Raw genomic sequence first — 20555 nt, forward strand, 5'->3', positions numbered from 1 at the left:
GTGAATCAACAAATGTTTGCTAAAACTGCTTTGCCGCGTCGATTTTGTGGAGTACGCTCAGCCTCCTGTAGGGGAACTCGTGGGGGGTTTCCTGCCCTACCAGGGGGGTTGCACGATGAAAATATCCAAACGCGCTGTCGTTGCTATGTTGGCCAGTAGCTCATTTCTTCTGTCGCCGACAGCAATCGCCGCACCGCCGGGAGGGGGAGCCTGCGGAACGGTGGGATGTACCAATGGCGCAACCGCACTGCTGGTCGGCGGGGAGGGGAGCTATGCGCAACTCACCGAAGAACAGATGACGACAGCGTTCGGCGGGTACTTCGCGAACTATGACGCGCGCATCAGCGTGCCGTTCCCGGGTGATGCCGAGTTTGCGAAGTCGATCCCGGAGGGTTCGGACAACCTGTACAACGCCATTTACGCGCATCAGGCGGCACTGGGAACACCTCTCACTATCGGCGGGGTGTCCAAGGGGGCGCCGTCCGTTGTCGACGTGATCTATCGCCTACTGGAGGATCTGGAAGACACCGAGGACGGGGTGACTCCGCCGTTGCCGGAGGAGATGACGATCGGCATCTACGGCGCACCCAGTCGCATCTTCTTTGTGGGCGTCAAGTATCAGCCGGTGCCGGATACGCCGTGGGATGTACTCCTCGTGTCGGCGGAATACGACGGCACCGCGGACTTCCCGGATAACCCGTTCAACATTCTCGCCGTGCTCAACGCGGTCAACGGCGCGAAGTTGAGGCATGTCGATGCGGCCTTCTATGACATCCAGACGTTGCCGACGCGCTACAAGGTCGAGCAGAACGCGCTGGGCGGGACGCGGACGACCATCATCATTCCGGCCGAACGGCTTCCGCTACTTCACGACATGTACGAAAGCGACTTCTGGGACCCGAATTTCGTCGCCTTCCTGGACAGGATGCTCAAGCCCATCATCGACAGCGCCTACAACCGGAACTGGTCCTCGACGCAGAAGGGATGGATCGACGGCGTGGCTCCGCTGCCGGCGCCTCCCACCGGGCCTGCGGTGGCTCCCCCGGTAGACCTTGATGGTCCCGAACTCGCTGTTTCCAACGTCACCGGGGCCGACGTCACGGGTTCCGATGTCACGGGTTTGAACGTCACCGGTTCCGATCCCGAAGGTCCCCTGAAGAGTCCCGCGGGCGAACTCGGCGGCGGTTCCACGCCGCCCGTCGTGGCACCGACTGCCGGAGAAACCGAGCCGCCGGCCAAGAAGAGGAAGCTCGACGAGGACGACCTCACCGATGGACTCGACGGCGAAGAACCCTCTGAGGACCTCCAAGAGCAGGAGGAACCGCAGCAAGAACAGCAGGAGGACGACGGTGAGCCGCCCGCGGACAACGGCCCGGGCGACAACGACGAGGGCGACGAGGACACCGGTGACAACGACACGGGCGGCAACGACACCGGTGACAACGACACCGGCGGCAACGACACCGGCGGCAACGAGTCATAGGGGTTGCTGAGACGCGTTGTGTCGCAGAGGTGGAACTCACCGATGCTCGGTGAGTTCCACCAGAACCGGGGCATGATCGCTGGGCTGCTTGCCTTTTCGTTCCTCCCGCACGATCTCCGCGTGGGCGACTCGCGCGGCCAGAGCCGGTGAGCCCAGGATGAAGTCGATGCGCATGCCGCGGTTCTTCGGGAACCGCAGCTGGGTGTAGTCCCAGTACGTGTACACGGCGGGCCCGGGCGTGAAAGGTCGCACCACATCGGTGAACCCGGCGTCGACGATCGAGCCGAACGCCGCGCGCTCCGCCTCGGTGACGTGGGTGCTGCCCTCGAAGAACTCGATGTCCCAGACGTCGTCGTCGGTCGGGGCGATGTTCCAGTCACCCACGAGTGCGATCGGAGCCGACGGGACCTCGGTCAACCAGGTCGCAGCCGTCTCCCGAAGGGCGGCAAGCCATTGCAGCTTGTAGACGTAGTGCGCCGAATCGACGGTGCGGCCGTTGGGAATGTACAGACTCCACACCCGGACGCCACCGCACGTCGCTGCCAGCGCCCGCGCCTCGGCTGCGGCCGGGACGTCGGGCTTGTCGCCCCACGCCGGCTGTCCGGCGAAACCCGCCTGCACGTCGTCAAGGCCGATCCGCGACGCGATGGCCACGCCGTTCCACTGATTGAACCCGCTGTGCACGACCTCATAGCCGAGGGCTGCGAACGGCATGGTCGGGAACTGTTCGTCGGAGCATTTGGTCTCCTGCATCGCGAGCACGTCGACGTCGGCGCGTTGCAGCCAGTCGGTGACGCGGTCCACTCGGGTGCGGATCGAGTTGACGTTCCAGGTGGCCAGGCGCATGGACTCACCCTACGGCGGGACCGCGCGCCAGCAGATCCTCGGCGCGGACGTACCGCAGGCGGTGGTGCACCACGAATCCCATCGACTCGTAAAGCGCTCGAGCGGCGCCGTTGTCGGCGACCACCTGCACATACGCGCGGGTCGCGCCGCGTTCGCGAGCCCAATCCAGCAGACCTGAGCACAGGGTGCGCGCCAGACCCCGGCGCCGGGCGTCGTCTGAGACGTGCACCGCGGACAGTCCGACCCACCGGGTGCCGTCGGGTGCGTCCGTCACCGCTGCGCGCCCCACCGCTGCGCCGGCCAGTTCGCCGAAGATCACCGCGCCGTCTACGACGGCGGTGAACACCTCGTCGGGTACGTCGCGCGAGTTCACGGCTCGCCAGCGCTCGTCGGGGCAGGCGCGCAGAGCCAACTCGGGCACCGCGGCGGCCCGGCTGAGATCGCCTGCCATCACCAGGGTTTCGGCCTCGACCGGCACATCGTCGGGAACCCTGAACAACCGGTCCGCCGCCGAGATCAGGGCCGGCAGCCCGCGCGAGGCGTACCAGTCCGCGGCGGCGACCAGCTCGGCGTGCGAGGTGAACCGCAGCGGCACTGCGGAGTTGGCTCGCCGGGTGCTGCCCAGCCCGTAGCGCAGCAGCCAGCCGTCGAGCCAATGCTGTTCGGTGCCGGGCCAGCCCAGCGCGGCGGCGTGTTCGAGGTTGCGGATCTCACCGGTTCGCACCGGCATCTCGGGCACCACCCGGACCGCCAGCACATCCTCGGGTACCACGTCGACGACATCGCCGTGCCTGGTCCGCACCCGCACCACCGGGGAGACTCCCACCAGATGGCCGACCACATCGGTGTGTGGGGGCGTCGATCCCGTCGGCAGCCGATACCGCAGGCTGACACGCGTGCCGGGAGCCGGCAGGTCCGTCATCGCTCAGTGGCCGAACGGATCGGGATCCTCGCCCGGCGTCCAGGACAGCCCGGGAACGCCCCAGCCGTGGGACTTCACCGCGCGTTTGGCGCTGCGGGCATTACGCCCGACCAGTCGGTCGAGGTACAGGAAACCGTCCAGGTGACCCGTCTCGTGCTGCAGCATCCGGGCGAACAGATCCGTGCCCTCCAGCGTGATCGGCGTCCCGTCCGCGTCCAGTCCCGTCACGCGGGCCCACGACGCACGCCCCGTCGGGAACGATTCCCCGGGCACCGACAGACAGCCCTCGTCGTCGTCCTCGGGGTCGGGCATCGTCTCGGGCACCTCGGTGGTTTCCAGCACCGGGTTGACGATCACGCCGCGCCGGCGGGTCGTCTTGCCGCGTGCGTCGGCGCAGTCGTAGACGAAGACCCGCTTGGCCACTCCGATCTGGTTGGCGGCCAGCCCGACTCCGTTCGCGGCGTCCATGGTGTCGTACAGATCCTCGATCAGATCCGCCAGGTCGGCGGGCAGGGAACCGTCGTCGCCGACAGGCACCGGTTCGGTCGCGGTGTGCAGGACGGGATCTCCCACGATGCGGATGGGTACTACAGCCATGCACGAGAGCTTAAAGGGGCGAGCTTGGTGAGCCGACTCGCGGCGATTGGTGACCCCCTCGGTGACCAAGCCGTGATTGAATACGTGCCGAACCACAGCGATGTCATTTTCGAGTGTCGGAAGGGTCCCAAAGCGATATGGACGGCGCCATCGCGCGGACTGAGCATTCCGGGGACGATTCTGTCCCCGCCGACGGATTGACCCGCCGCGAGCACGACATCCTGGCCTTCGAACGGCAGTGGTGGAAGTACGCAGGGTCCAAGGAAGACGCCATCAAGGAGCTGTTCTCGATGTCGGCGACCCGGTACTACCAGGTGCTGAACGCGCTGGTGGACCGTCCCGAGGCGTTGGCGGCAGACCCGATGCTGGTGAAAAGGCTGCGACGGTTGCGCGCGAGTCGGCAGAAGGCCAGAGCCGCCCGCCGCCTCGGTTTTGATGTCACCTGAGGTGAGCCGAGCTTTTCCTCCTCCGCTCGACCTGCCGATACAGTAGGCGCCAATGAATCAGCGAGAGTCCTCGGGCTTGCCCCTCCGCGCCATGGTGATGGTGCTGTTGTTCCTCGGCGTGGTGTTCCTGCTCGTCGCGCTCCAGGCGATGGGCGGCGGCTCCGACGACGCTGATTCCTCCATCGCCACGACGACCACCACCACGACCACCACCACGGAACCGCCCGCCGAACCGGCGCGGGCCGACGTGCGGGTGTTCAACATCTCCGAGACCCCGGGCGCCGCGGAGGCCACCGCCGAGCGACTCAGAGAAGACGGCTGGAATGTCACCGAGACCGGAAATCTGACGCTGCCCGAGACGACAGTCACCACGGTGTACTTCAGCGACGAACCCGGCGAGCAGCAGGCCGCCGAGGACGTCGGTCGATTGCTCGAGGCTCCGGTGGCTCCCCGTGTCCCAGAACTCATTGAGCAACCGCCGGGCGTGGTCGTGGCGGTCACCGGTTAGGCTCTTGGGCATGCTCAGGACCGTTGCCGTCGCCACCTTCCTCGCAGTGCCCGCGCTCGCGTTGACCGCCTGCAGTCCCAACGAACCCGTCGCCACATCGCCGGGCACCACGCCGCCGGTCTGGACCGGTTCACCGGCGCCGTCGGCCTCACCGGGTGAAGAGGGTTCCGGGGCGAGCGAAGAGTCCGGCGGGCAGATCCTGACCGCGGACCTCAATCTCGCCGACGGCACCACGGTCGCCAACGCCGAGATCGCGTTCGCAGACGGCTACGCCACCGTCACGGTGCAGACGACGGTCGCCGGCGAACTCACCCCCGGCTTCCACGGTCTGCACATCCACTCGGTCGGCCGGTGCGAGGCCGACTCCGTCGCACCGACCGGTGGCGCACCGGCGGACTTCAACTCCGCCGGTGGGCACTTCCAGGCGACGGGCAACACCGGACATCCCGCCAGTGGCGACCTGACCTCGCTGCAGGTGCGCGAGGACGGTTCAGCCATGTTGGTGACCACCACCGATGCGTTCACCTACGAGGAGCTCCTCGACGGAGCAGGCACCTCGATCATGATCCACGAGAACGCCGACAACTTCGCCAACATCCCGCCGGAGCGTTACCAGCAGGTCAACGGCGATCCGCCGCCGGATCAGACCACCCTGGCGACCGGCGACGCCGGAGCGCGGGTGGCCTGTGGTGTCATCACCTCGGGCTGACAGCCGGATCGATTTTGTCGGGTCGCCGCGGCCGACCCTCGGGGTCGAATGGGAGTTCGCGCTCGTCGACGCCCAGACCCGTGAGCTGAGCAACGAGGCGGCATCGGTGATCGCCGAACTCGGCGAGAACCCGCACGTGCACAAGGAGTTGCTGCGCAACACCGTCGAGATCGTCACCGGCATCTGCGACAACGCCGGGCAGGCGATGGACGACCTGCAGTCGACCCTGCGACCCGTTCGGCAGATCGTGCGCGATCGTGGCATGGAGTTGTTCTGTGCGGGCACTCACCCGTTCGCGGAATGGTCGACGCAGAAGTTCACCGACGCCCCGCGCTACGCCGAGTTGATCAAGCGCACCCAGTGGTGGGGCAGGCAGATGCTGATCTGGGGAGTGCATGTGCACGTGGGGGTTTCCTCTGCGCGCAAGGTGATGCCGATCATCACCTCGCTGCTCAACCAGTATCCGCATCTGTTGGCACTGTCGGCGTCCTCCCCATTCTGGGACGGCGAGGACACCGGCTACGCCAGCAACCGCGCCATGATGTTCCAGCAGTTGCCGACCGCGGGCCTGCCGTTCCATTTCCAGGAGTGGCGCGAGTTCGAAGGTTTCGTCGCGGACCAGAAGAAGACCGGCATCATCGACCATATGAACGAGATACGTTGGGACATAAGACCTTCACCGCATCTGGGTACGGTGGAGGTCAGGATCTTCGACGGGGTGTCCAACCTGCGGGAGCTTTCGGCTCTGGTCGCTCTGACGCACTGTCTCATCGTCGACCTGGACCGCCGGCTGGACGCCGGGGAGACGCTGCCGGTGATGCCGCCGTGGCATGTCCAGGAGAACAAGTGGCGGGCAGCCCGATACGGGTTGGACGCCATCATCATCCTCGACGCGGACAGCAACGAACGGCTGGTCACCGAGGATCTCGACGATCTTCTGGAACGCCTTACGCCGGTGGCTAAGTCGCTCTCGTGTGTCGACGAACTCGCCAGCGTCGCCGACATCTCCCGCGCCGGTGCGTCGTATCAGCGGCAGCGCAGAGTCGCCGAGGAGCATGACGGGGACCTGCGAACGGTCGTCGACGCGTTGATCGCCGAGTTGGTGATCTAGCCGTGCCGACACTGCCGATCTTCCCGCTCGAGGTGGCGATGCTGCCCGGCGAAGGGCTGCCGCTGCGGATCTTCGAGCCGAGGTATTCGGCGCTGGTGCAGACCTGTCTGGCCGCCGACGACCCGACCTTCGGGGTGGTGCTCATCGCGGCGGGCCGGGAGGTCGGCGGCGGGGACAGCCGAAGCGATGTCGGCGTGTTGGCTCACATCACCGAATGTGTGGACATGGGCGCCGGCCGCTACCGGCTCACCTGCGACATCGGGGAGCGGTTCCGGGTGCTGGAATGGCAGCCGGACAATCCCTATCCGCAGGCGGCGGTCGAGTTGTGGCCGGACGAACCAGGGGCGGCGGTCACCGCTGATGCGATCCGCGAGATCGAAGACCGGATGGTGACGCTGTTCGAGCGCATCGCCGAAGCGCGGGGCGCGCAGGTCAACGCCCGCGACATCGTGCTGGGCGCCGACGAATCCGGTGACGCCGCACTGTGGTTGTACGCGTTGGCTTCTCGGCTGCCGATCGGACAGGCCGACCGGTACGCGATGCTGGCGGCGCCGACCGTCGCGGATCGGGTGGCGGCTCTGTCCGAAGCCGTCGACACCGTCATCGCCATGGTGGAGTTCCAGCTGTCGGAGTGAGCGCGCCGGCGTTGCCCACCGCTCAGAGCAGCCGGCCTTCGATGCATCCGCCGAACGACGCGAGCGCGTCGTCGTCGGTCGGCGAACCGCGGTGGTAACGATGCATGAGGCTGTGCGCGCTGAAGGAGCTGATCTCCCAGCCCCGGGTGCACAGCAGGCAGTTGATGACCTCGACCGCCGCGCCGGACGCATCCATGGAAATCCTGCTACCACGCGCGCTGTAGAGGGTGATCTGGTCGAACAGCCGGTCGCGGGCATCGTCCGACAGCGACGCGAGCACCCCTTCGGCAGACCACGCCGTGGGCTCGTCGTGATCGAATCCCGCCGTGCGCAGCGGTACCGACCAGTCGGCGCCGGGGTCGACCGGCACGGGAACATATTTGACCGCGGTCACGGCTCCGGCCGCCCGCAGCGTCGCGTTCTTGTATGCCAACACATCGGGTCGGTCGATCTCGTAGACGACGGTGTCGGTCAGCCAGGGCAGCCGCCACGGCCGGGACTCCAGCCCGGCCGCCAGGATGACGACCTGGCTGATACCGGACGCTCCCGCGGCGACGAAGAACTCGTCGTACCACTTGGTCCGGGTGCTCAGTTGAGCCGACAGGGCGGGACCGGGAAGTCCGTCGAGTGTCGCGGTGCCCAGTCCGTCCAGCAGCGCCTGCACGTACCGATCGGTGAACAGGGGCTGACCCGAAGCGGATTCCTTCGCGCGCACCTGGGCTCCGACTACGTCGCTGCGGCAGGCAGACGCGTCACTGGCGAGGGGGTTCATCGCCGCCGGATTCCCCGTCGGCGACGAATTCATGCATTTCATCCCTGGTCAAAAGGTCATCGCGGACGTTCTGCTCGCGGTAGGCCAACTGGCCAACGCGATTGGCGATCACCGGGGCGGTGATCAGCGTGAACATGCCGGTCAGAATCAACATCCCGACGTCGGGATTTCCCCGCAGCCGGATCGCCGCGCCCGCCAGCACCAGCAGCAGGCCGAGAACCTGGGGCTTGGTGGCGGCGTGCATCCGCGACAGGGTGTCGGGGAACCGCACGACGCCGATCGCCGCGGTCAGCGCCAGGGCCGACCCGCCGAGGATCAGGACGCTCGTGACGATGTCGAGCGGGCTCATCGCTGCCCTCTGCTCTTCGCGCAAGCGCTCATCGGCCGGGCCCCTTGTCCGCCGGGTCGGCCACGTCGGGCACACGGAACCTTGCCACGCTGACCGATCCGACGAAGGTGATCAACGCCAGCGCGGTCAGGCTGTAGGTGACGGTGGTGTCCAGGCTGAAAGCCGCCCAGGTGCCGATCGCGCACATCGTCACCGCGACAAGGGTATCGAGGGCCACCAACCGGTCCAGCGTGGTGGGGCCGAGCAGCATCCGGAACATCGTGGCGACGGCCGCGGCCGCAAGCATCGCGCCGGCGATCACCCACACGGTGCTCATGTGGTCGCCTCCTTCTCCGTCGCCGGTTTCCATTCGGCATCGGGTTCGAACGCGGCCACCAGAAGCTTCTGGAGCTGGTCGACCTGTCGGTGGAAGCTCTCGACCGCGCGATCCGATGCGACGTCGAGCACGTGCACGTAGATCATCCGGCGGGTCTGGTCGATCTCGAGGACGATGTTGCCGGGCGTGAGGTTGAGGATGTTGACCGCCAGCGCGAGCACCAGATCCGACTTGATGGCCAGATGCGCCCGGAGAACCGCCGACAACGGCGGCTTCGGCCTCAGCGCCATCGCGGCGACCTGCACCGAGGAGACCAGCAGCCAGTAGGCGACAGTGAAAACCAACCGCACCAGCGGAATCGGATGGAGCCGACCCTCCACCGGAACCGAAGGCAACGGCAGCCACAGCGTGATGATCAACGCGATAACCAGTCCCGACAGGACATTCGCCGCAGAGATGTTGCCCCACAGCAGGACCCACACCAGGATCAACCAGCACAGCAACCATGCGCGCAACAGATTGGCTCTCATCGGTGCTCTGCTCTTCGTGCGAGCACTCATCGCTGCTGCACCTCCCCCAGGACTGCGGTGATGTACTGGCCCCGATCGACGACCTCGTAGGCGGCCCGCTCGCTGTAGGCGAAGATCGGACCGGCCAGCACGGTCAGCGCCAGACCCACCGTGATGAGCGCGCCCGTGGGCAACAGCATGCCCACCGGCATCCGGCCCACGTCGTCCCGGTCGGCCAGCTTGATGTCCATGGATTCTTCGGTGTTGTCGAGAAGCGCACTGGGCGCCGATCCCGACAGGTGGCCCTCCGGCGCGTCGTCGCGAGACCGCCAGAACGCCTTGGTCCACACCCGGGTCACCACGTAGAGCGTCAGCAGGCTGGTGATGACGCTGCCGGCGACCAGAATCCAGGCCAGCACGGATCCGACCTGAGCGCCTGCTTCGAGGAGCGCCACCTTGCCGATGAAGCCCGAGAACGGTGGGATGCCGCCGAGGTTGAGTGCCGGCACGACGAAGACGAAGGCGAGCAGGGGACTCGCGGCCGCGAGCCCGCCGAGCCTTTCCAGCGCTGACGCACCGGCCTGTCGTTCGATCAGCCCGACCACCAGGAAGAGCGTCGTCTGCACCAGGATGTGGTGCGCGACGTAGTAGATCGCCCCCGACATCCCGAGTTCGGTCGACAGCGCGATGCCGAAGATCATGTAGCCGATGTGGCTGACCAGGGTGAAGGACAGCAGACGCTTGATGTCGCTCTGCGCGATCGCGCCGAGGATGCCGATCAGCATCGTCAGCAGCCCGGCGACCAGCAGCACGCCGTCCATCTCACCGCCCGGGAACAGCAGCGTGTGCGCCCGGATGATCGCGTAGATGCCGACCTTGGTGAGCAGGCCGGCGAAGACGGCGGTGACGGGCGCGGGGGCGGTCGGGTAGGAGTCCGGCAGCCACGCCGACAGCGGGAACACCGCCGCCTTGATCCCGAACGCGACCAGCAGCACCGCGAACAGCGCGGTGCGGGTGCCGTCGGACACGTCGTCGAGGCGCACCGCGAGCTCGGCGAGGTTGAGCGTGCCGGTGGCGGCGTAAACGAGCGCGATGCCGAACAGGAAGATCAGCGACGACACCATCGACACCATCACGTAGGTGATGCCCGCGCGCACCCGCTCCCTGCTGCCGCCGATCGTCAGCAACACGAAGCTCGCTGTCAGCAGCACCTCGAACCCGACGAACAGGTTGAACAGGTCGCCGGCCAGGAAGGCCATGCACACACCCGCTGACAGCACCAGATAGGTGGGCAGGAAGATCGACACCGGTTGGCGGTCGTCGCCGTCGCGGATGCCCTGCCCGATGGCGTAGACGACGACGGCGAGCAGCACGATCGACGAGACGATCAGCATCAGGGCCGACAGCCTGTCGACCACCAGCGTGATCCCGAGCGGTCCCATTCCGGGTTCGGAGACGCCCCAACCGCCGACCTGCAGGGCGAGGGTGCCGTCCCGGTCGGCGAGGTAGACCAATGCGGCGGCGACGACCAGCACCACCGACAGCGCGACCACGGTGATGACCCGCTGCAGTCGCGGCTTGCGTCCGGCGACCAGCGTCATGGCCGCCGCCAGCAACGGCACGATCACCGGCAGCGGAATCAGCACTTGGGCCAGGTCGCCATCCGACATCAGCGAGGTCATCGCGACCCCTCGAATCCGGGGAGCGCGTCGAGTTCGTCGGGCAGGTCGGTGTCCCTGCTGTGATCGGGGTCGAGGTGGTCCTCGTCCTCCTCGATGGACTCCGTGCCGGACAGCTTGGACACCCGGGTGTCCTCGGGGTCGTTGCTGACTTCCTCGATGGTGTTGAGGCGGTAGGAGCGGTACGTCAACGCCAAGACGAACGCCGCGACGCCCATGGTGATCACGATGGCGGTCAGGATCAGGCCCTGCGCCAACGGATCTGCGGTCGTCGTCTGTCCCACGCTGCTGCGGCCGCGTACCGGGGGATTGCCTGACGGACCGCCGGCGGAGAGGAGCAGCAGGTTGACGGCGTTGCTGATCAGCAACAGCCCCAACAGCATTCGGGTCAGACTGCGCTCGAGCAGCAGGTACACCCCGGCGGTGGTGAGGCCACCGATGAGGATGAGAGGTATCAGGTAGGAGGTCACCTCGACGGCACCGCCGCTCGTTGCTCGCTGATCTCCTCGTCGATCCGGGCCCCGAGGCTGCGTAACACGTCGAGCACGAGGCCCACCACGATCAGGTAGACCCCCAGGTCGAAGAAGAGGGCGGTGACGAACTTGACCGTTCCCAGCACGGGTACGTCCACCTCGATCAGTGCCGACGACAGCGCGGGCGCCCCGACGAACAGCGAACCCACGGCGGTGCCGGCGGCCAGGGTGAGCCCGGCCCCGAGGATCTTTCCGGCGTCCAGCGGGAGCGTCTCTCCGAGTTCGTAGCGGCCGCCCGCGAGATACCGCAGCACCAGAGCCAACCCGGCCATCAGGCCACCGGCGAAGCCGCCGCCCGGCGTGTTGTGCCCGGCGAAGAAGAAGTACGCCGACAGCACCATCATCACCGGGAAGATGAGCCGGGTGGCGACCTCGAGCACCAGCGACCGATGCCGCGGGTCACGCAGTTCGCTGCCCCGGAGCCAGGTGATCTCGCCGGCGGCGGGGCTGTTGTTCGCGAACACCGCGAGCTGGCCGATGTCAGGCTGACCGGCGTCGGCGACCCGTGGTGCAGCGCCGAACCGCCGACTGCGGAACACCAGCGACGCCACGCCCGTCGCGGCCACCAGCAGCACGGCCACCTCGCCCATGGTGTCCCAGGCGCGGATGTCGACAAGCAGCACGTTCACGGCGTTGGAGCCGTGGCCGCGCAGGTAGGCGGCCTCGGGAATCAGCTCGGCGAGCGGTCGGGTGGTCCGGGCTGCCATCGCGAACGCGGCGAGGGTGGTGACCGTCGCCCCCACCGCCAGCGCGAGCACGGCACGGGGAACACGGAACCGCTTGATGTCGGCTTCGCCCGTCTCGGGGGGAAGCACTCGCAGCACGAGGACGAAGACGACCAGGGTCAGTGTCTCCACCAGGAACTGCGTCAGCGCCAGATCAGGGGCACCGTGGAACGCGAAGATCGCGCCGCAGCCGTACCCGGTGACACCGACGAGGAGCACCGCGGCCAGGCGATTGCGCATCACCGTCGCGCCGATTGCGGCGGCCAGCATGAGCATTCCGACGACCACCTGGGGCGGCGAGCCCAACAGCTCGAACTCCGGCCGGTCGCGGGTGCCCAGTGCCAGGACCGTCAGCGGCACCACCACCAGGGTGGCCAGGATGACCGACTGCGTCGCAGGGATGGAGCCCCGCTGGGTGACGGCGGTCAGCCGCACGGACGCTATGTCGGCGCCTCGCAGGACCGCGTCGTAGATGCGGTCGGCGTTGGACAGCGGGAGGAACCCGACCCGGGTGCGTCGGAGCCGGCCCCGACCCAGGTAGACCGCGACGCCCGCCCCGAGTACCACCGCCGAGAGCAGCAGCGGCAGATTGAAGCCGTGCCACAGCGCGAGGTGGTAGTCGGCGTCGTAGCCCGCCGGGTCGGGCACCGTGGTGGTGTAGTCGGCGAGGATGTTGTCCAGCGCCTTCGGCCAGAGACCGAACAGCAGACCGGCGAACGCCAGGATCGCCGGCGGGATCATGAACGCGGTTTCCGGACGGTGCATCTCGGCCACCCGGACACTGGGCTGCGGCAAGCCCTTACGGCCGAAGGCGCCGAACAGGAATCTCAGGCTGTACACCGTGGTGAGCACGGAACCGACCACGATTCCGGCGAGGACGAACGGCGCGGCGGCACCCAGCGTCGGGCTGTGCAGCACGGTGTCGAGGTCGGCTTCCTTGGCGATGAAACCGAAGAACGGCGGCAGCGCGGCCATGCTGGCGGTGGCCCCCGCCGCGATGATCAGCAGCGGCTTGCTGCGGTCGCCCAGCCACGCGAGTCTGCGGATGTCGCGCGTTCCGGTGGCGTGGTCGATGACCCCCACGACCATGAACAGCGCCGCCTTGAACATCGCGTGCGCGAACAGCATCGCCAGCCCGGCCAGCATCATCTCGCTGCCACCGGAACCGACCATGACCGTGATCAGGCCGAGTTGGCTGACGGTGCCGAACGCCAGGATCAGTTTCAGGTCGTACTCACGGATGGCCCGCCAGCCCGCCAGCAGCATCGTCAGCAGACCCAGTGTGACCACGGTCGGCCGCCACTCGGGGGAGTCGGCGAATCCCGGCGTCATCCTCGCGATCAGATAGACGCCCGCCTTGACCATCGCCGCAGCGTGCAGGTAGGCGCTCACCGGCGTCGGGGCCGCCATCGCGCCCGGGAGCCAGAAGTGCATCGGCACGATCGCCGACTTCGACAGCGCGCCGACCAGGATCAGCACCACCGCGACCGAGGCGGCCAGGCCTGTCGGTGGGTCGGCGATGAGCTCGGACAGCAGGTACGTCCCGGTGATGTTGCCGAGCATGACGATGCCGACGAGCATCGCCAGCCCGCCGAACGTGGTCACCAGCAGCGCCTGCGTCGCCGCGCGGCGACTGGTCGCACGTTCGGCGTAGTGCCCCACCAGCAGGAAGGACAGGACGGTCGTGATCTCCCAGAACACGTACAGCACCAGCATGTTGTCGCTGGTGACCAGGCCGAACATCGCGCCGGAGAACGCGACCATCTCAGCGGCGAAACTGGGCAGCCGCTTTTCGGGCTTGCCGTCGTGGTGCCTGAAGTAGCCGGCGCAGTAGAACAGCACCAGCGCGCCGACGCCGAGCACCAGCAGGCTCATGATCGCCGCGAGCGCATCGAAGCGCAGCGTGATGTCCATCGAGAGCTCGGGAACCCACGGCACGGTGACGCTCTGTGCCGAGCCGCGACCGGGCCAGTTCAGCCCCACCCAGACCAGTGAGCCGAGCGGCACCAGAGCCAACGGATAGAACGCCGCCCGTCCCCAGCGGTACACCAGCAGCGGTGCCAACAACGTGGCGACTGCGTGGGCAGAGAGGATGGCGAGCATGGCTCCGTCTCGTCATGGTTCGGCGATGAGCCGTCGGGCAGGTGAACAACAGAGGCGACGGGCGTCACCGGCCGGACTGACTCTGGAGTCGCCCCAGTCTACGGGGAGCCGATGCCTGCGCTCGCAGCCGACTCAGAGCCGTGGCGGCGAGACTCCCTGCACCATGGCCGTGATCCGGTCCTGCACCGCTGATCCGGAGATGAAGAGCATCTCGTCGCCGGCCCGTAGGACGTCGTCGGGTCCGGGGATGATCAGCCTGTTGCCCCTCTGCAGCGTGACGAGCGCGCTGTCGTCGGGCATCGCGAGGTCGCCGACCCGTTGGCCCACCAGGCGGCTGTCGGCGGGCAGGGTCAGCTTGGCGACAGCCGCCTGACCGTGGCCCACGCCGGCCCGCGATCCCCGGCCGAGGTCCATCAGGCGTACCAGATGACCGACGTCGATCGCGCCCTCCACCGCGGCGACCAACGCCATCGGGGTGGACACCGCCACATCGATGCCCCAGGCCTCGGTGAAGAGCCACTCGTTGCGGGAGTCGTTGATCCGCGCGACCACCCTGTCTATTCCGAATTCGGTCTTGGCGAGGAAGGCCATGGCGAGGTTTGCCTTGTCGTCGCCGGTGGCCGCGATCGCGACATCGCAGTTGTGCATCTCGGCCTCCTCGAGGGAGGACACCTCGCAGGCGTCGGCGAGGAACCATTCGGCGTCCGGCACCCTCGAGGGCGTGTAGCGGGTGAACTCCTTCTCGATGAGAAGGACTTTGTGGCCGTAGTCCACCAATTCCTGCGCGACGGACCGGCCCACCGCGCCGGCGCCGGCGATCGCGATCCGCATGACCCTCTCCTTCGCCGCGACGACCATCGTCGGGCCCGTGCTGTTTTACTGGCACCGACACAACTCCCGCTCGGCAGATGAGGTTCGGTGAGCCTGCACCAGCTCTACGTGGCCATGTTCGTCGGCGGCCTCGTGCTGCTGGTGAGCATCGCCGCGACGAGACTGGCCACCGGAGCCGGTCTGCCCACCCTATTGCTGTTCCTGGGCGTCGGCGTGCTGGTTGGCGAGGCCGGGTTCGGCGTGGACTTCGACAACGCCCAGTTGGCCCAGGACCTGGGGACGGCCGCGCTGGGCATCATCCTCGTCGAGGGCGGACTCACCACGAGGTTCACCGACATTCGCAAGGTGCTGGCTCCGGCTGCCGTCCTGGCCACGGTCGGCGTCGCGGTGAGCATGCTGGTCACGGCGTCGGCGGTGCACTGGCTGCTCGGGATGAACTGGCAGTTGGCGCTGCTGCTCGGGGCCATCGTCTCCAGTACCGATGCCGCGGCGGTGTTCTCGGTCCTGCGGGTGGTGCCGCTACCGCGACGGGTGGGCGGGCTGCTGGAGGCGGAGTCCGGTTTCAACGACGCCCCGGCCGTCATCCTGGTGTTGCTGTTCAGCGTGACGCCACTGGATCTGGATCCCGTCGTGATGGCAGCAACGCTGGTGTATCAGTTGGCGATCGGCGCCGCGATCGGGCTGGGTTGTGGGTTCCTCGGTGCGATGGCCCTGCGGCGGATCGCGCTGCCGGCGGCCGGACTCTATCCACTCGCGACCTTCGGACTCGGCATGCTCGCGTTCGCGGCGGCCGGCTCGGCGCAGGCCAGCGCATTCCTGGCCGCCTATCTGGCTGCGGTGGTGCTCGCCAATTCCGGCCTGCCGCACCGTTCGGCGACGCGGTCATTCGCCGAAGGGTCGGGCTGGCTGGCGCAGATCGGGTTGTTCGTGATCCTGGGGTTGCTGGTGTCGCCGGACGAACTGCTCGACGAGGTGGTGCCCGCCATCGTCGCCGGGCTGGTATTGCTGCTGCTCGCCCGGCCGATCTCGGTTGTGGTGTCGCTCATCGGCTTTCGGGTTCCGTGGCGGGAGCAGGCGTTCGTGTCGTGGGCCGGACTGCGCGGGGCGGTGCCGATCGTCCTGGCGACCTACCCGATCGTCGAAGGGGTCCCCGACAGCGGTCGGCTGCTCAACATCGTGTTCCTGCTCGTGGTGGTGTTCACGCTGATCCAGGGGCCGAGCCTGCGGCTGGTCGCGGAGAAGCTCGACCTCATTCCGCGCGACACCACCCGGGAGATCCAGGTCGACGCCGCACCGCTGGACGTGCTCGGCGCCGAGCTGATGACCATGACGGTGCTGCCGGGCTCGCGGCTGCACAACGTCACGGTGCTGGAGTTGCGGCTTCCCGATCCCAGCGTCATCACGCTCATCATCCGGGCGGGGCACTCGTTCGTGCCGCAGCCCGTCACCCGCCTGGAGGTCGGCGATGAGCTCATGATCGTGACCACCACGGCGACGAGGGAGTCAGCCGAACGGCGTCTGCGTGCGGTCAGTCGGCGAGGCAAACTGGCGTACTGGTTCGACGAGTACGGCGAACCGGGCTAGTGGCGCTGCCGAAACTGTGTTCCACGCGGCCCGATGTCGGAATTCGGCACGCAGGATGCAATCTCGGCGATGGGGCCCGATGGGGCCCGATGGGGCTCAGCGGGACTCGGCGAACTTCCGCAACGACTCGACCTGAGCGGGATCCAGCGAGGGACGCACCGATTCGCGCGCCGCGGCGACATCGGCCGCGCTGACGTCGGCAGCGTCGATCGAGCGGCGCATCGCGGTCAGCGCCGCTTCGCGCAGCAGCGCCACGCAGTCCGCGGCGCTGTAGCCGTCGAGATCCTCGGCCAGACTGTCGAGGTCGACGGCTTCGGGACCCTCGGACGTCAGCGGCACCGATTTGCCCGCCGTCCGCAGGATCTGGGCGCGGGCTTCGGCGTCGGGAGGCTCGACGAACACCAGCCTCTCGAGCCGACCGGGGCGCAGCAGGGCCGGGTCGATCAGATCCGGGCGGTTCGTCGCGCCGACCACGACCACGTCGTTGAGCGGTTCGATGCCGTCGAGCTCGGTCAGAATCGCCGCCACCACCCGGTCGGTCACACCCGAATCGAAGCTCTGCCCGCGCCGGGGCGCCAACGCGTCGATCTCGTCGAGGAAGATCAGTGACGGCGCGGAATCGCGTGCCCGCCGGAACAGTTCGCGCACCGCCTTCTCCGATGAGCCGACCCACTTGTCCATCAGTTCGGCGCCCTTGACGGCGTGCACGCTGAGCCGGCCGGAGCTGGCGAGCGCACGGACCACAAACGTCTTGCCGCAGCCGGGCGGCCCGTAGAGCAGGACGCCGCGGGGAGGTTGTACGCCGAGGCGCTGGAACGTCTCGGGGTGCTGCAGCGGCCACAGCACGGCTTCGGTGAGCGCCTGCTTCGTGTCGGCCATGTCCCCGACGTCCTCGAGCGTCACCGACCCGACGGACACCTCCTCGGTGGCCGAGCGCGACAACGGCCGGATGACCCCCAGCGCACCGGTCAGGTCCTCCTGGGTCAGTGCGGGGTCCTCGCCGGTCTCGCTGGCCCGCGCCGCCGCGCGCAAGGCGGCCTCGCGGATCAGCGCCGCGAGGTCGGCGACCACGAAACCCGGTGTGCGCTCGGCTATCTCGTCGATATCAAGCTCGCCGGCGGGAACGTCGCGGAGCAGCACTTCGAGCAACTGGCCGCGTACCGCGCCGTCGGGCAGGGACAGGCCGATCTCGCGGTCGCACAGATCCGGCGCGCGGAGGCGGGGATCGAGGTTGTCGGGCACGGCGGAGGTGGCGACGAACGCGACCCCGGTCGTGGAGATCGCCGAGCGCAGTTCGGTGAGGATGAGGGTGGCCACCGGGTCCGCAGGTACGGGTAACAGGGCGTCGATGTCGGTGACCAGCAGCACGCCGCCGCCCTCGCGCACGGTCGCCACGGCCGACGACACGTTTTTCAGACGATCCTCGGCGTGCAGTGACCCGACCTCCGGACCGTCGAGTTCGACCAGGCGCCTGCCCTTGCACACCGTCCGCACCAGCGTGGCCTTGCCGACCCCGGCCGGACCGGACACCAGCACGCCGAGATTGGCAGTGGCTCCGAGCTTCTCGAGCAGTTCGGGTTCGTCGAGTGCGAGCTTGAGCCACTCGGTCAACCGGGTGGCGGCGGCGTGGGCGCCCTTGAGGTCGTCGAAGCTGATGGCCGGTGCGCTGGAGTTCTGGGTGACGACGTGCTGGCCGGTGCTCTCCGGAGCCGCCGGGGTGACGCCACCTGCGACGTCGAGCGAGCCCCAGCTGACCAGCGAATTGGGTTGCACGCTCGCGGGTCCGGAGGGATCCACCCCGGTCACGGTCAGCAGTTCGGAGGTCCAGGTGATACCGACAGCCGATGCCAGCTTGGCGCTGGCCTCCGAGGTCGACGTGCCCGGCCCGAGATCGCGGGGCAGCAGCGACACGGTGTCCCCGACGGTCATCACCTTGCCGAGCAGCGCCTGCCGCAGGGTGGCCGCGGCGATCGACTGGGTGGCAAGCCTGGAACCGCTCAACGTGACCGATCGGGCGCCGCACACACTGACCGGGGCGACGAGCACCGAGGTGTCCTCCCGCAGGCCGGCGTTCGACAGCGTCACGTCGTCGAGCAGTGCGGTGCCGGTCGGGGTGCCTGCGGGAGCGACGCCGACCACCGCGGCAGTCGTGCGCGCGCCGGTCAACGACACCGCATCCCACTCTCGGATACCCAGTGCAGCAATGACTTCCGGATGCAGTCGGACCACGCCGCGGCGGTTGTCCAGGGCGGAGGTGTTCAGCCGGGCGGTGAGTGTGAGGTGCGCTCCCGGCGAGGTGCTGCCGGTCATCTCGAGTTCGGACATGTCAGCCTCTCGGCGGCTTGCGCAGGCCGAGTCGCATCATCGACCGGCGATGTGGCTGCGCGCGCCGGATGGCCCGCCGCGCGGCACGCTGCTGTCGTGGTTTGTCGTCCCACACCTCCGGGTGCGCGGCGAGGAACCGCCGGGTGCGGATCGCGAACGGGATGTGGATGACGTAGGCCAGGATGAGCACCAGGATCACGACGTAGCCGTAGAGAATCGAGGCGGCCACACCGATCGCCAGCAGTGCCAGCAACGGCGCCACCATGTTGGGCGGCACCGAGAACGTGTGGATCTTGCGCATCGGCAGGGTGCTCACCACCAGCAGCGAGACGGCGATCATCCAGATCACCACGGCGGCCTCGGACGTCCACCAGCCATCGCCGAACTGCAGCTTGGCGGCCAACGGACCGATCGCCCCGATCGCACCTGCCGGGGCGGGCATGCCGACGAAGTACTTCTTCTCGTAGTCGGGTTGGTCGAGGCTGAGCATCGCGTTGAAGCGGGCCAGTCGCAGCACGATGCACACGGCGTAGAGCAGCACGACGATCCAGCCGATGCGGGAGGTGGACAGCAGCGTGGCATAGACGATGAAAGCCGGTGCCACACCGAAGTTCACGGCGTCGGCGAGCGAGTCGAGTTCTTCGCCCATCCGGGACGTCGCCTTCAGCGCGCGGGCGAGGCGCCCGTCGAGAGCGTCGAGGATGGCGGCCACGGCCAGGAACGCCATCGCCTCGGTCGGTCGGCCGTCGAGGGCGAACTTGACCGCGCTCAGGCCCAGGCAGATCGCGGCCACCGTCAATGCGCTGGGCAGGATGCGGGCGCTCATGACCGGCCCTTTGATGCGGCGCTTGCGGGGCTTGATCATGGCAGCTCGGCGAGCACGGTCTCACCGGCGAGGGAGCGCTGCCCGACATCGACAAGAATGGTGGAACCGGCGGGCAGGTACGTGTCCAGCCGCGAGCCGTACCGGATCAGGCCGTAGGTGTCGCCGATGGCGATCTTGTCGCCGGGCGCGACGTCGCAGACGATCCGGCGGGCGAGCAGGCCCGCGATCTGCACCGCGACGACCTCGGCACCTTCCGGGGACCGGATGAGGATGCTGTTGCGCTCGTTGTCCGCGCTGGCGGCCGCCAGATCGGCGGAGACGAACAACCCGGGGCGATGGGCGACCGCGACGACCTCACCACCGATCGGGGCCCGCTGCACGTGGGCGTCCAGCAGCGACAGGAAGATGCTGATCCGCGGCAACGGGACTGCAGGAAGGCCGAGTTCGCTCGGCGGGATCTCGTCGTCGACCACGCAGATGAGCCCGTCGGCCGGGGCGACGACAAGACCCGGGCGGGTCGGCGGCGTGCGGGGTGGGTGCCGGAAGAACGCGGCGTTGGCCGCCGCGGAGGTCAGCCCGGCGCGGCGCAGCCAGCGATTCCGGCGGCCCGCCAGGGCGACCGCGAGGCTCGCGCCGACGAACGGCAGGCCCCCGGGGTGCATCGGCGGAACGGCGGTACGAACAAGGGCCGCCAGCCGCGCGGGGCCTGTCTTGAGGTCGGGGCGTCTGGCCATCGTTGAGCGAGT

At 68.1% G+C, this 20555-nt stretch carries 21 protein-coding genes; 7 read left to right on the top strand and 14 right to left on the bottom strand.

Annotation, left to right across the window (positions count from 1 at the left end; translation table 11 throughout):
• Positions 1 to 220 precede the first annotated feature (220 nt).
• Positions 221 to 1483: a PE-PPE domain-containing protein gene (locus tag ABDC78_RS03135; protein WP_178361301.1), complete on the top strand. Its 1263-nt coding sequence runs from the start codon at positions 221 to 223 to the stop codon at positions 1481 to 1483.
• A gap of 36 nt (positions 1484 to 1519) precedes the next feature.
• On the opposite strand, the gene ABDC78_RS03140 is transcribed toward ABDC78_RS03135, so the two are convergent.
• From ABDC78_RS03140 to ABDC78_RS03150, 3 genes are read right to left on the bottom strand one after another with little or no spacing between them, the layout of a single operon-like run.
• Entirely contained in the window at positions 1520 to 2329 is an 810-nt protein-coding gene (locus ABDC78_RS03140) for an exodeoxyribonuclease III (protein ID WP_178361302.1), read from the bottom strand.
• A 4-nt stretch (positions 2330 to 2333) separates the two neighbouring features.
• Positions 2334 to 3251 (bottom strand): GNAT family N-acetyltransferase, encoded by a 918-nt coding sequence (locus ABDC78_RS03145; protein WP_178361303.1) that lies wholly within the window; start codon positions 3249 to 3251, stop codon positions 2334 to 2336.
• A 3-nt stretch (positions 3252 to 3254) separates the two neighbouring features.
• On the bottom strand, positions 3255 to 3848 hold the full coding sequence (locus tag ABDC78_RS03150; RefSeq protein WP_178361304.1) for a peptide deformylase: 594 nt from the start codon (positions 3846 to 3848) through the stop codon (positions 3255 to 3257).
• A gap of 137 nt (positions 3849 to 3985) precedes the next feature.
• Here ABDC78_RS03150 and ABDC78_RS03155 point away from each other — a divergent pair, with 137 nt between their 5' ends.
• Genes ABDC78_RS03155 through ABDC78_RS03175 form a run of 5 tightly spaced genes read left to right on the top strand, consistent with a single transcriptional unit; the run spans position 3986 to position 7257 of the window.
• On the top strand, positions 3986 to 4294 hold the full coding sequence (locus tag ABDC78_RS03155) for a DUF3263 domain-containing protein (protein WP_178361305.1): 309 nt from the start codon (positions 3986 to 3988) through the stop codon (positions 4292 to 4294).
• Positions 4295 to 4346: 52 nt separating this feature from the next.
• Positions 4347 to 4802 carry a LytR C-terminal domain-containing protein gene (locus ABDC78_RS03160; protein ID WP_178361306.1) on the top strand — a complete coding sequence of 152 codons (456 nt, stop codon included), beginning with the start codon at positions 4347 to 4349 and terminating at the stop codon, positions 4800 to 4802.
• A gap of 10 nt (positions 4803 to 4812) precedes the next feature.
• Positions 4813 to 5511 carry a superoxide dismutase family protein gene (locus ABDC78_RS03165; protein WP_178361307.1) on the top strand — a complete coding sequence of 233 codons (699 nt, stop codon included), beginning with the start codon at positions 4813 to 4815 and terminating at the stop codon, positions 5509 to 5511.
• Positions 5492 to 6622 (top strand): glutamate--cysteine ligase, encoded by a 1131-nt coding sequence (locus tag ABDC78_RS03170; protein ID WP_178361308.1) that lies wholly within the window; start codon positions 5492 to 5494, stop codon positions 6620 to 6622. Before ABDC78_RS03165 ends, ABDC78_RS03170 begins: the two co-directional genes overlap by 20 nt.
• Before the next feature lie 2 nt (positions 6623 to 6624).
• Positions 6625 to 7257, top strand: coding sequence for an LON peptidase substrate-binding domain-containing protein (locus ABDC78_RS03175; RefSeq protein WP_178361309.1), 633 nt, complete (start codon positions 6625 to 6627; stop codon positions 7255 to 7257).
• Positions 7258 to 7279: 22 nt separating this feature from the next.
• Here the strand turns inward: ABDC78_RS03175 and ABDC78_RS03180 are convergent, their stop codons facing one another.
• The 8 genes from ABDC78_RS03180 to ABDC78_RS03215 all read right to left on the bottom strand — a co-directional run bounded on the left by ABDC78_RS03180 (position 7280) and on the right by ABDC78_RS03215 (position 15074).
• Entirely contained in the window at positions 7280 to 8062 is a 783-nt protein-coding gene (locus ABDC78_RS03180) for a class I SAM-dependent methyltransferase (RefSeq protein ID WP_178361310.1), read from the bottom strand.
• On the bottom strand, positions 8010 to 8378 hold the full coding sequence (gene mnhG / locus ABDC78_RS03185) for a monovalent cation/H(+) antiporter subunit G (protein WP_178361311.1): 369 nt from the start codon (positions 8376 to 8378) through the stop codon (positions 8010 to 8012). Before mnhG ends, ABDC78_RS03180 begins: the two co-directional genes overlap by 53 nt.
• Before the next feature lie 28 nt (positions 8379 to 8406).
• Positions 8407 to 8694, bottom strand: a complete 288-nt coding sequence (locus ABDC78_RS03190) for a monovalent cation/H+ antiporter complex subunit F (RefSeq protein WP_178361312.1) — start codon at positions 8692 to 8694, stop codon at positions 8407 to 8409.
• Positions 8691 to 9224 carry a Na+/H+ antiporter subunit E gene (locus tag ABDC78_RS03195; RefSeq protein ID WP_178361313.1) on the bottom strand — a complete coding sequence of 178 codons (534 nt, stop codon included), beginning with the start codon at positions 9222 to 9224 and terminating at the stop codon, positions 8691 to 8693. Before ABDC78_RS03195 ends, ABDC78_RS03190 begins: the two co-directional genes overlap by 4 nt.
• Before the next feature lie 26 nt (positions 9225 to 9250).
• Complete coding sequence (locus tag ABDC78_RS03200) at positions 9251 to 10885, bottom strand: Na+/H+ antiporter subunit D (RefSeq protein ID WP_256736375.1); 1635 nt, start codon at positions 10883 to 10885, stop codon at positions 9251 to 9253.
• A complete protein-coding gene (locus tag ABDC78_RS03205) occupies positions 10882 to 11352 on the bottom strand; it encodes a Na(+)/H(+) antiporter subunit C (RefSeq protein ID WP_178361314.1) in 471 nt (156 codons plus the stop codon). Before ABDC78_RS03205 ends, ABDC78_RS03200 begins: the two co-directional genes overlap by 4 nt.
• Complete coding sequence (locus ABDC78_RS03210; protein WP_178361315.1) at positions 11349 to 14243, bottom strand: Na+/H+ antiporter subunit A; 2895 nt, start codon at positions 14241 to 14243, stop codon at positions 11349 to 11351. Before ABDC78_RS03210 ends, ABDC78_RS03205 begins: the two co-directional genes overlap by 4 nt.
• Before the next feature lie 132 nt (positions 14244 to 14375).
• Positions 14376 to 15074, bottom strand: coding sequence for a TrkA family potassium uptake protein (locus ABDC78_RS03215; RefSeq protein WP_178361316.1), 699 nt, complete (start codon positions 15072 to 15074; stop codon positions 14376 to 14378).
• Between the two features lie 87 nt (positions 15075 to 15161).
• On the opposite strand from ABDC78_RS03215, the gene ABDC78_RS03220 reads away from it, so the two are divergent.
• Positions 15162 to 16658: a potassium/proton antiporter gene (locus ABDC78_RS03220; RefSeq protein WP_178361317.1), complete on the top strand. Its 1497-nt coding sequence runs from the start codon at positions 15162 to 15164 to the stop codon at positions 16656 to 16658.
• A gap of 96 nt (positions 16659 to 16754) precedes the next feature.
• Here the strand turns inward: ABDC78_RS03220 and ABDC78_RS03225 are convergent, their stop codons facing one another.
• From ABDC78_RS03225 to ABDC78_RS03235, 3 genes are read right to left on the bottom strand one after another with little or no spacing between them, the layout of a single operon-like run.
• Positions 16755 to 18968: an AAA family ATPase gene (locus ABDC78_RS03225; RefSeq protein WP_347133473.1), complete on the bottom strand. Its 2214-nt coding sequence runs from the start codon at positions 18966 to 18968 to the stop codon at positions 16755 to 16757.
• Positions 18969 to 18984: 16 nt separating this feature from the next.
• Complete coding sequence (gene pssA / locus ABDC78_RS03230; RefSeq protein ID WP_178361319.1) at positions 18985 to 19848, bottom strand: CDP-diacylglycerol--serine O-phosphatidyltransferase; 864 nt, start codon at positions 19846 to 19848, stop codon at positions 18985 to 18987.
• Positions 19845 to 20543 carry a phosphatidylserine decarboxylase gene (locus ABDC78_RS03235; RefSeq protein ID WP_178361320.1) on the bottom strand — a complete coding sequence of 233 codons (699 nt, stop codon included), beginning with the start codon at positions 20541 to 20543 and terminating at the stop codon, positions 19845 to 19847. Before ABDC78_RS03235 ends, pssA begins: the two co-directional genes overlap by 4 nt.
• Between the last annotated feature and the right edge of the window lie 12 nt (positions 20544 to 20555).

Source organism: Mycobacterium sp. DL, from assembly GCF_039729195.1.
GTDB lineage: Bacteria > Actinomycetota > Actinomycetes > Mycobacteriales > Mycobacteriaceae > Mycobacterium > Mycobacterium hippocampi_A.

Coding starts and splice junctions, on each gene's coding strand:
- ABDC78_RS03140 (WP_178361302.1), bottom strand. CDS start 2,329: ATGCGCCTGGCCACCTGGAACGTCAACTCGATCCGCACCCGAGTGGAC.
- ABDC78_RS03145 (WP_178361303.1), bottom strand. CDS start 3,251: ATGACGGACCTGCCGGCTCCCGGCACGCGTGTCAGCCTGCGGTATCGG.
- ABDC78_RS03150 (WP_178361304.1), bottom strand. CDS start 3,848: ATGGCTGTAGTACCCATCCGCATCGTGGGAGATCCCGTCCTGCACACC.
- ABDC78_RS03155 (WP_178361305.1), top strand. CDS start 3,986: ATGGACGGCGCCATCGCGCGGACTGAGCATTCCGGGGACGATTCTGTC.
- ABDC78_RS03160 (WP_178361306.1), top strand. CDS start 4,347: ATGAATCAGCGAGAGTCCTCGGGCTTGCCCCTCCGCGCCATGGTGATG.
- ABDC78_RS03165 (WP_178361307.1), top strand. CDS start 4,813: ATGCTCAGGACCGTTGCCGTCGCCACCTTCCTCGCAGTGCCCGCGCTC.
- ABDC78_RS03180 (WP_178361310.1), bottom strand. CDS start 8,062: ATGAATTCGTCGCCGACGGGGAATCCGGCGGCGATGAACCCCCTCGCC.
- mnhG (WP_178361311.1), bottom strand. CDS start 8,378: ATGAGCCCGCTCGACATCGTCACGAGCGTCCTGATCCTCGGCGGGTCG.
- ABDC78_RS03190 (WP_178361312.1), bottom strand. CDS start 8,694: ATGAGCACCGTGTGGGTGATCGCCGGCGCGATGCTTGCGGCCGCGGCC.
- ABDC78_RS03195 (WP_178361313.1), bottom strand. CDS start 9,224: ATGAGAGCCAATCTGTTGCGCGCATGGTTGCTGTGCTGGTTGATCCTG.
- ABDC78_RS03200 (WP_256736375.1), bottom strand. CDS start 10,885: ATGACCTCGCTGATGTCGGATGGCGACCTGGCCCAAGTGCTGATTCCG.
- ABDC78_RS03210 (WP_178361315.1), bottom strand. CDS start 14,243: ATGCTCGCCATCCTCTCTGCCCACGCAGTCGCCACGTTGTTGGCACCG.
- ABDC78_RS03215 (WP_178361316.1), bottom strand. CDS start 15,074: ATGCGGATCGCGATCGCCGGCGCCGGCGCGGTGGGCCGGTCCGTCGCG.
- ABDC78_RS03225 (WP_347133473.1), bottom strand. CDS start 18,968: ATGACCGGCAGCACCTCGCCGGGAGCGCACCTCACACTCACCGCCCGG.
- pssA (WP_178361319.1), bottom strand. CDS start 19,848: ATGATCAAGCCCCGCAAGCGCCGCATCAAAGGGCCGGTCATGAGCGCC.
- ABDC78_RS03235 (WP_178361320.1), bottom strand. CDS start 20,543: ATGGCCAGACGCCCCGACCTCAAGACAGGCCCCGCGCGGCTGGCGGCC.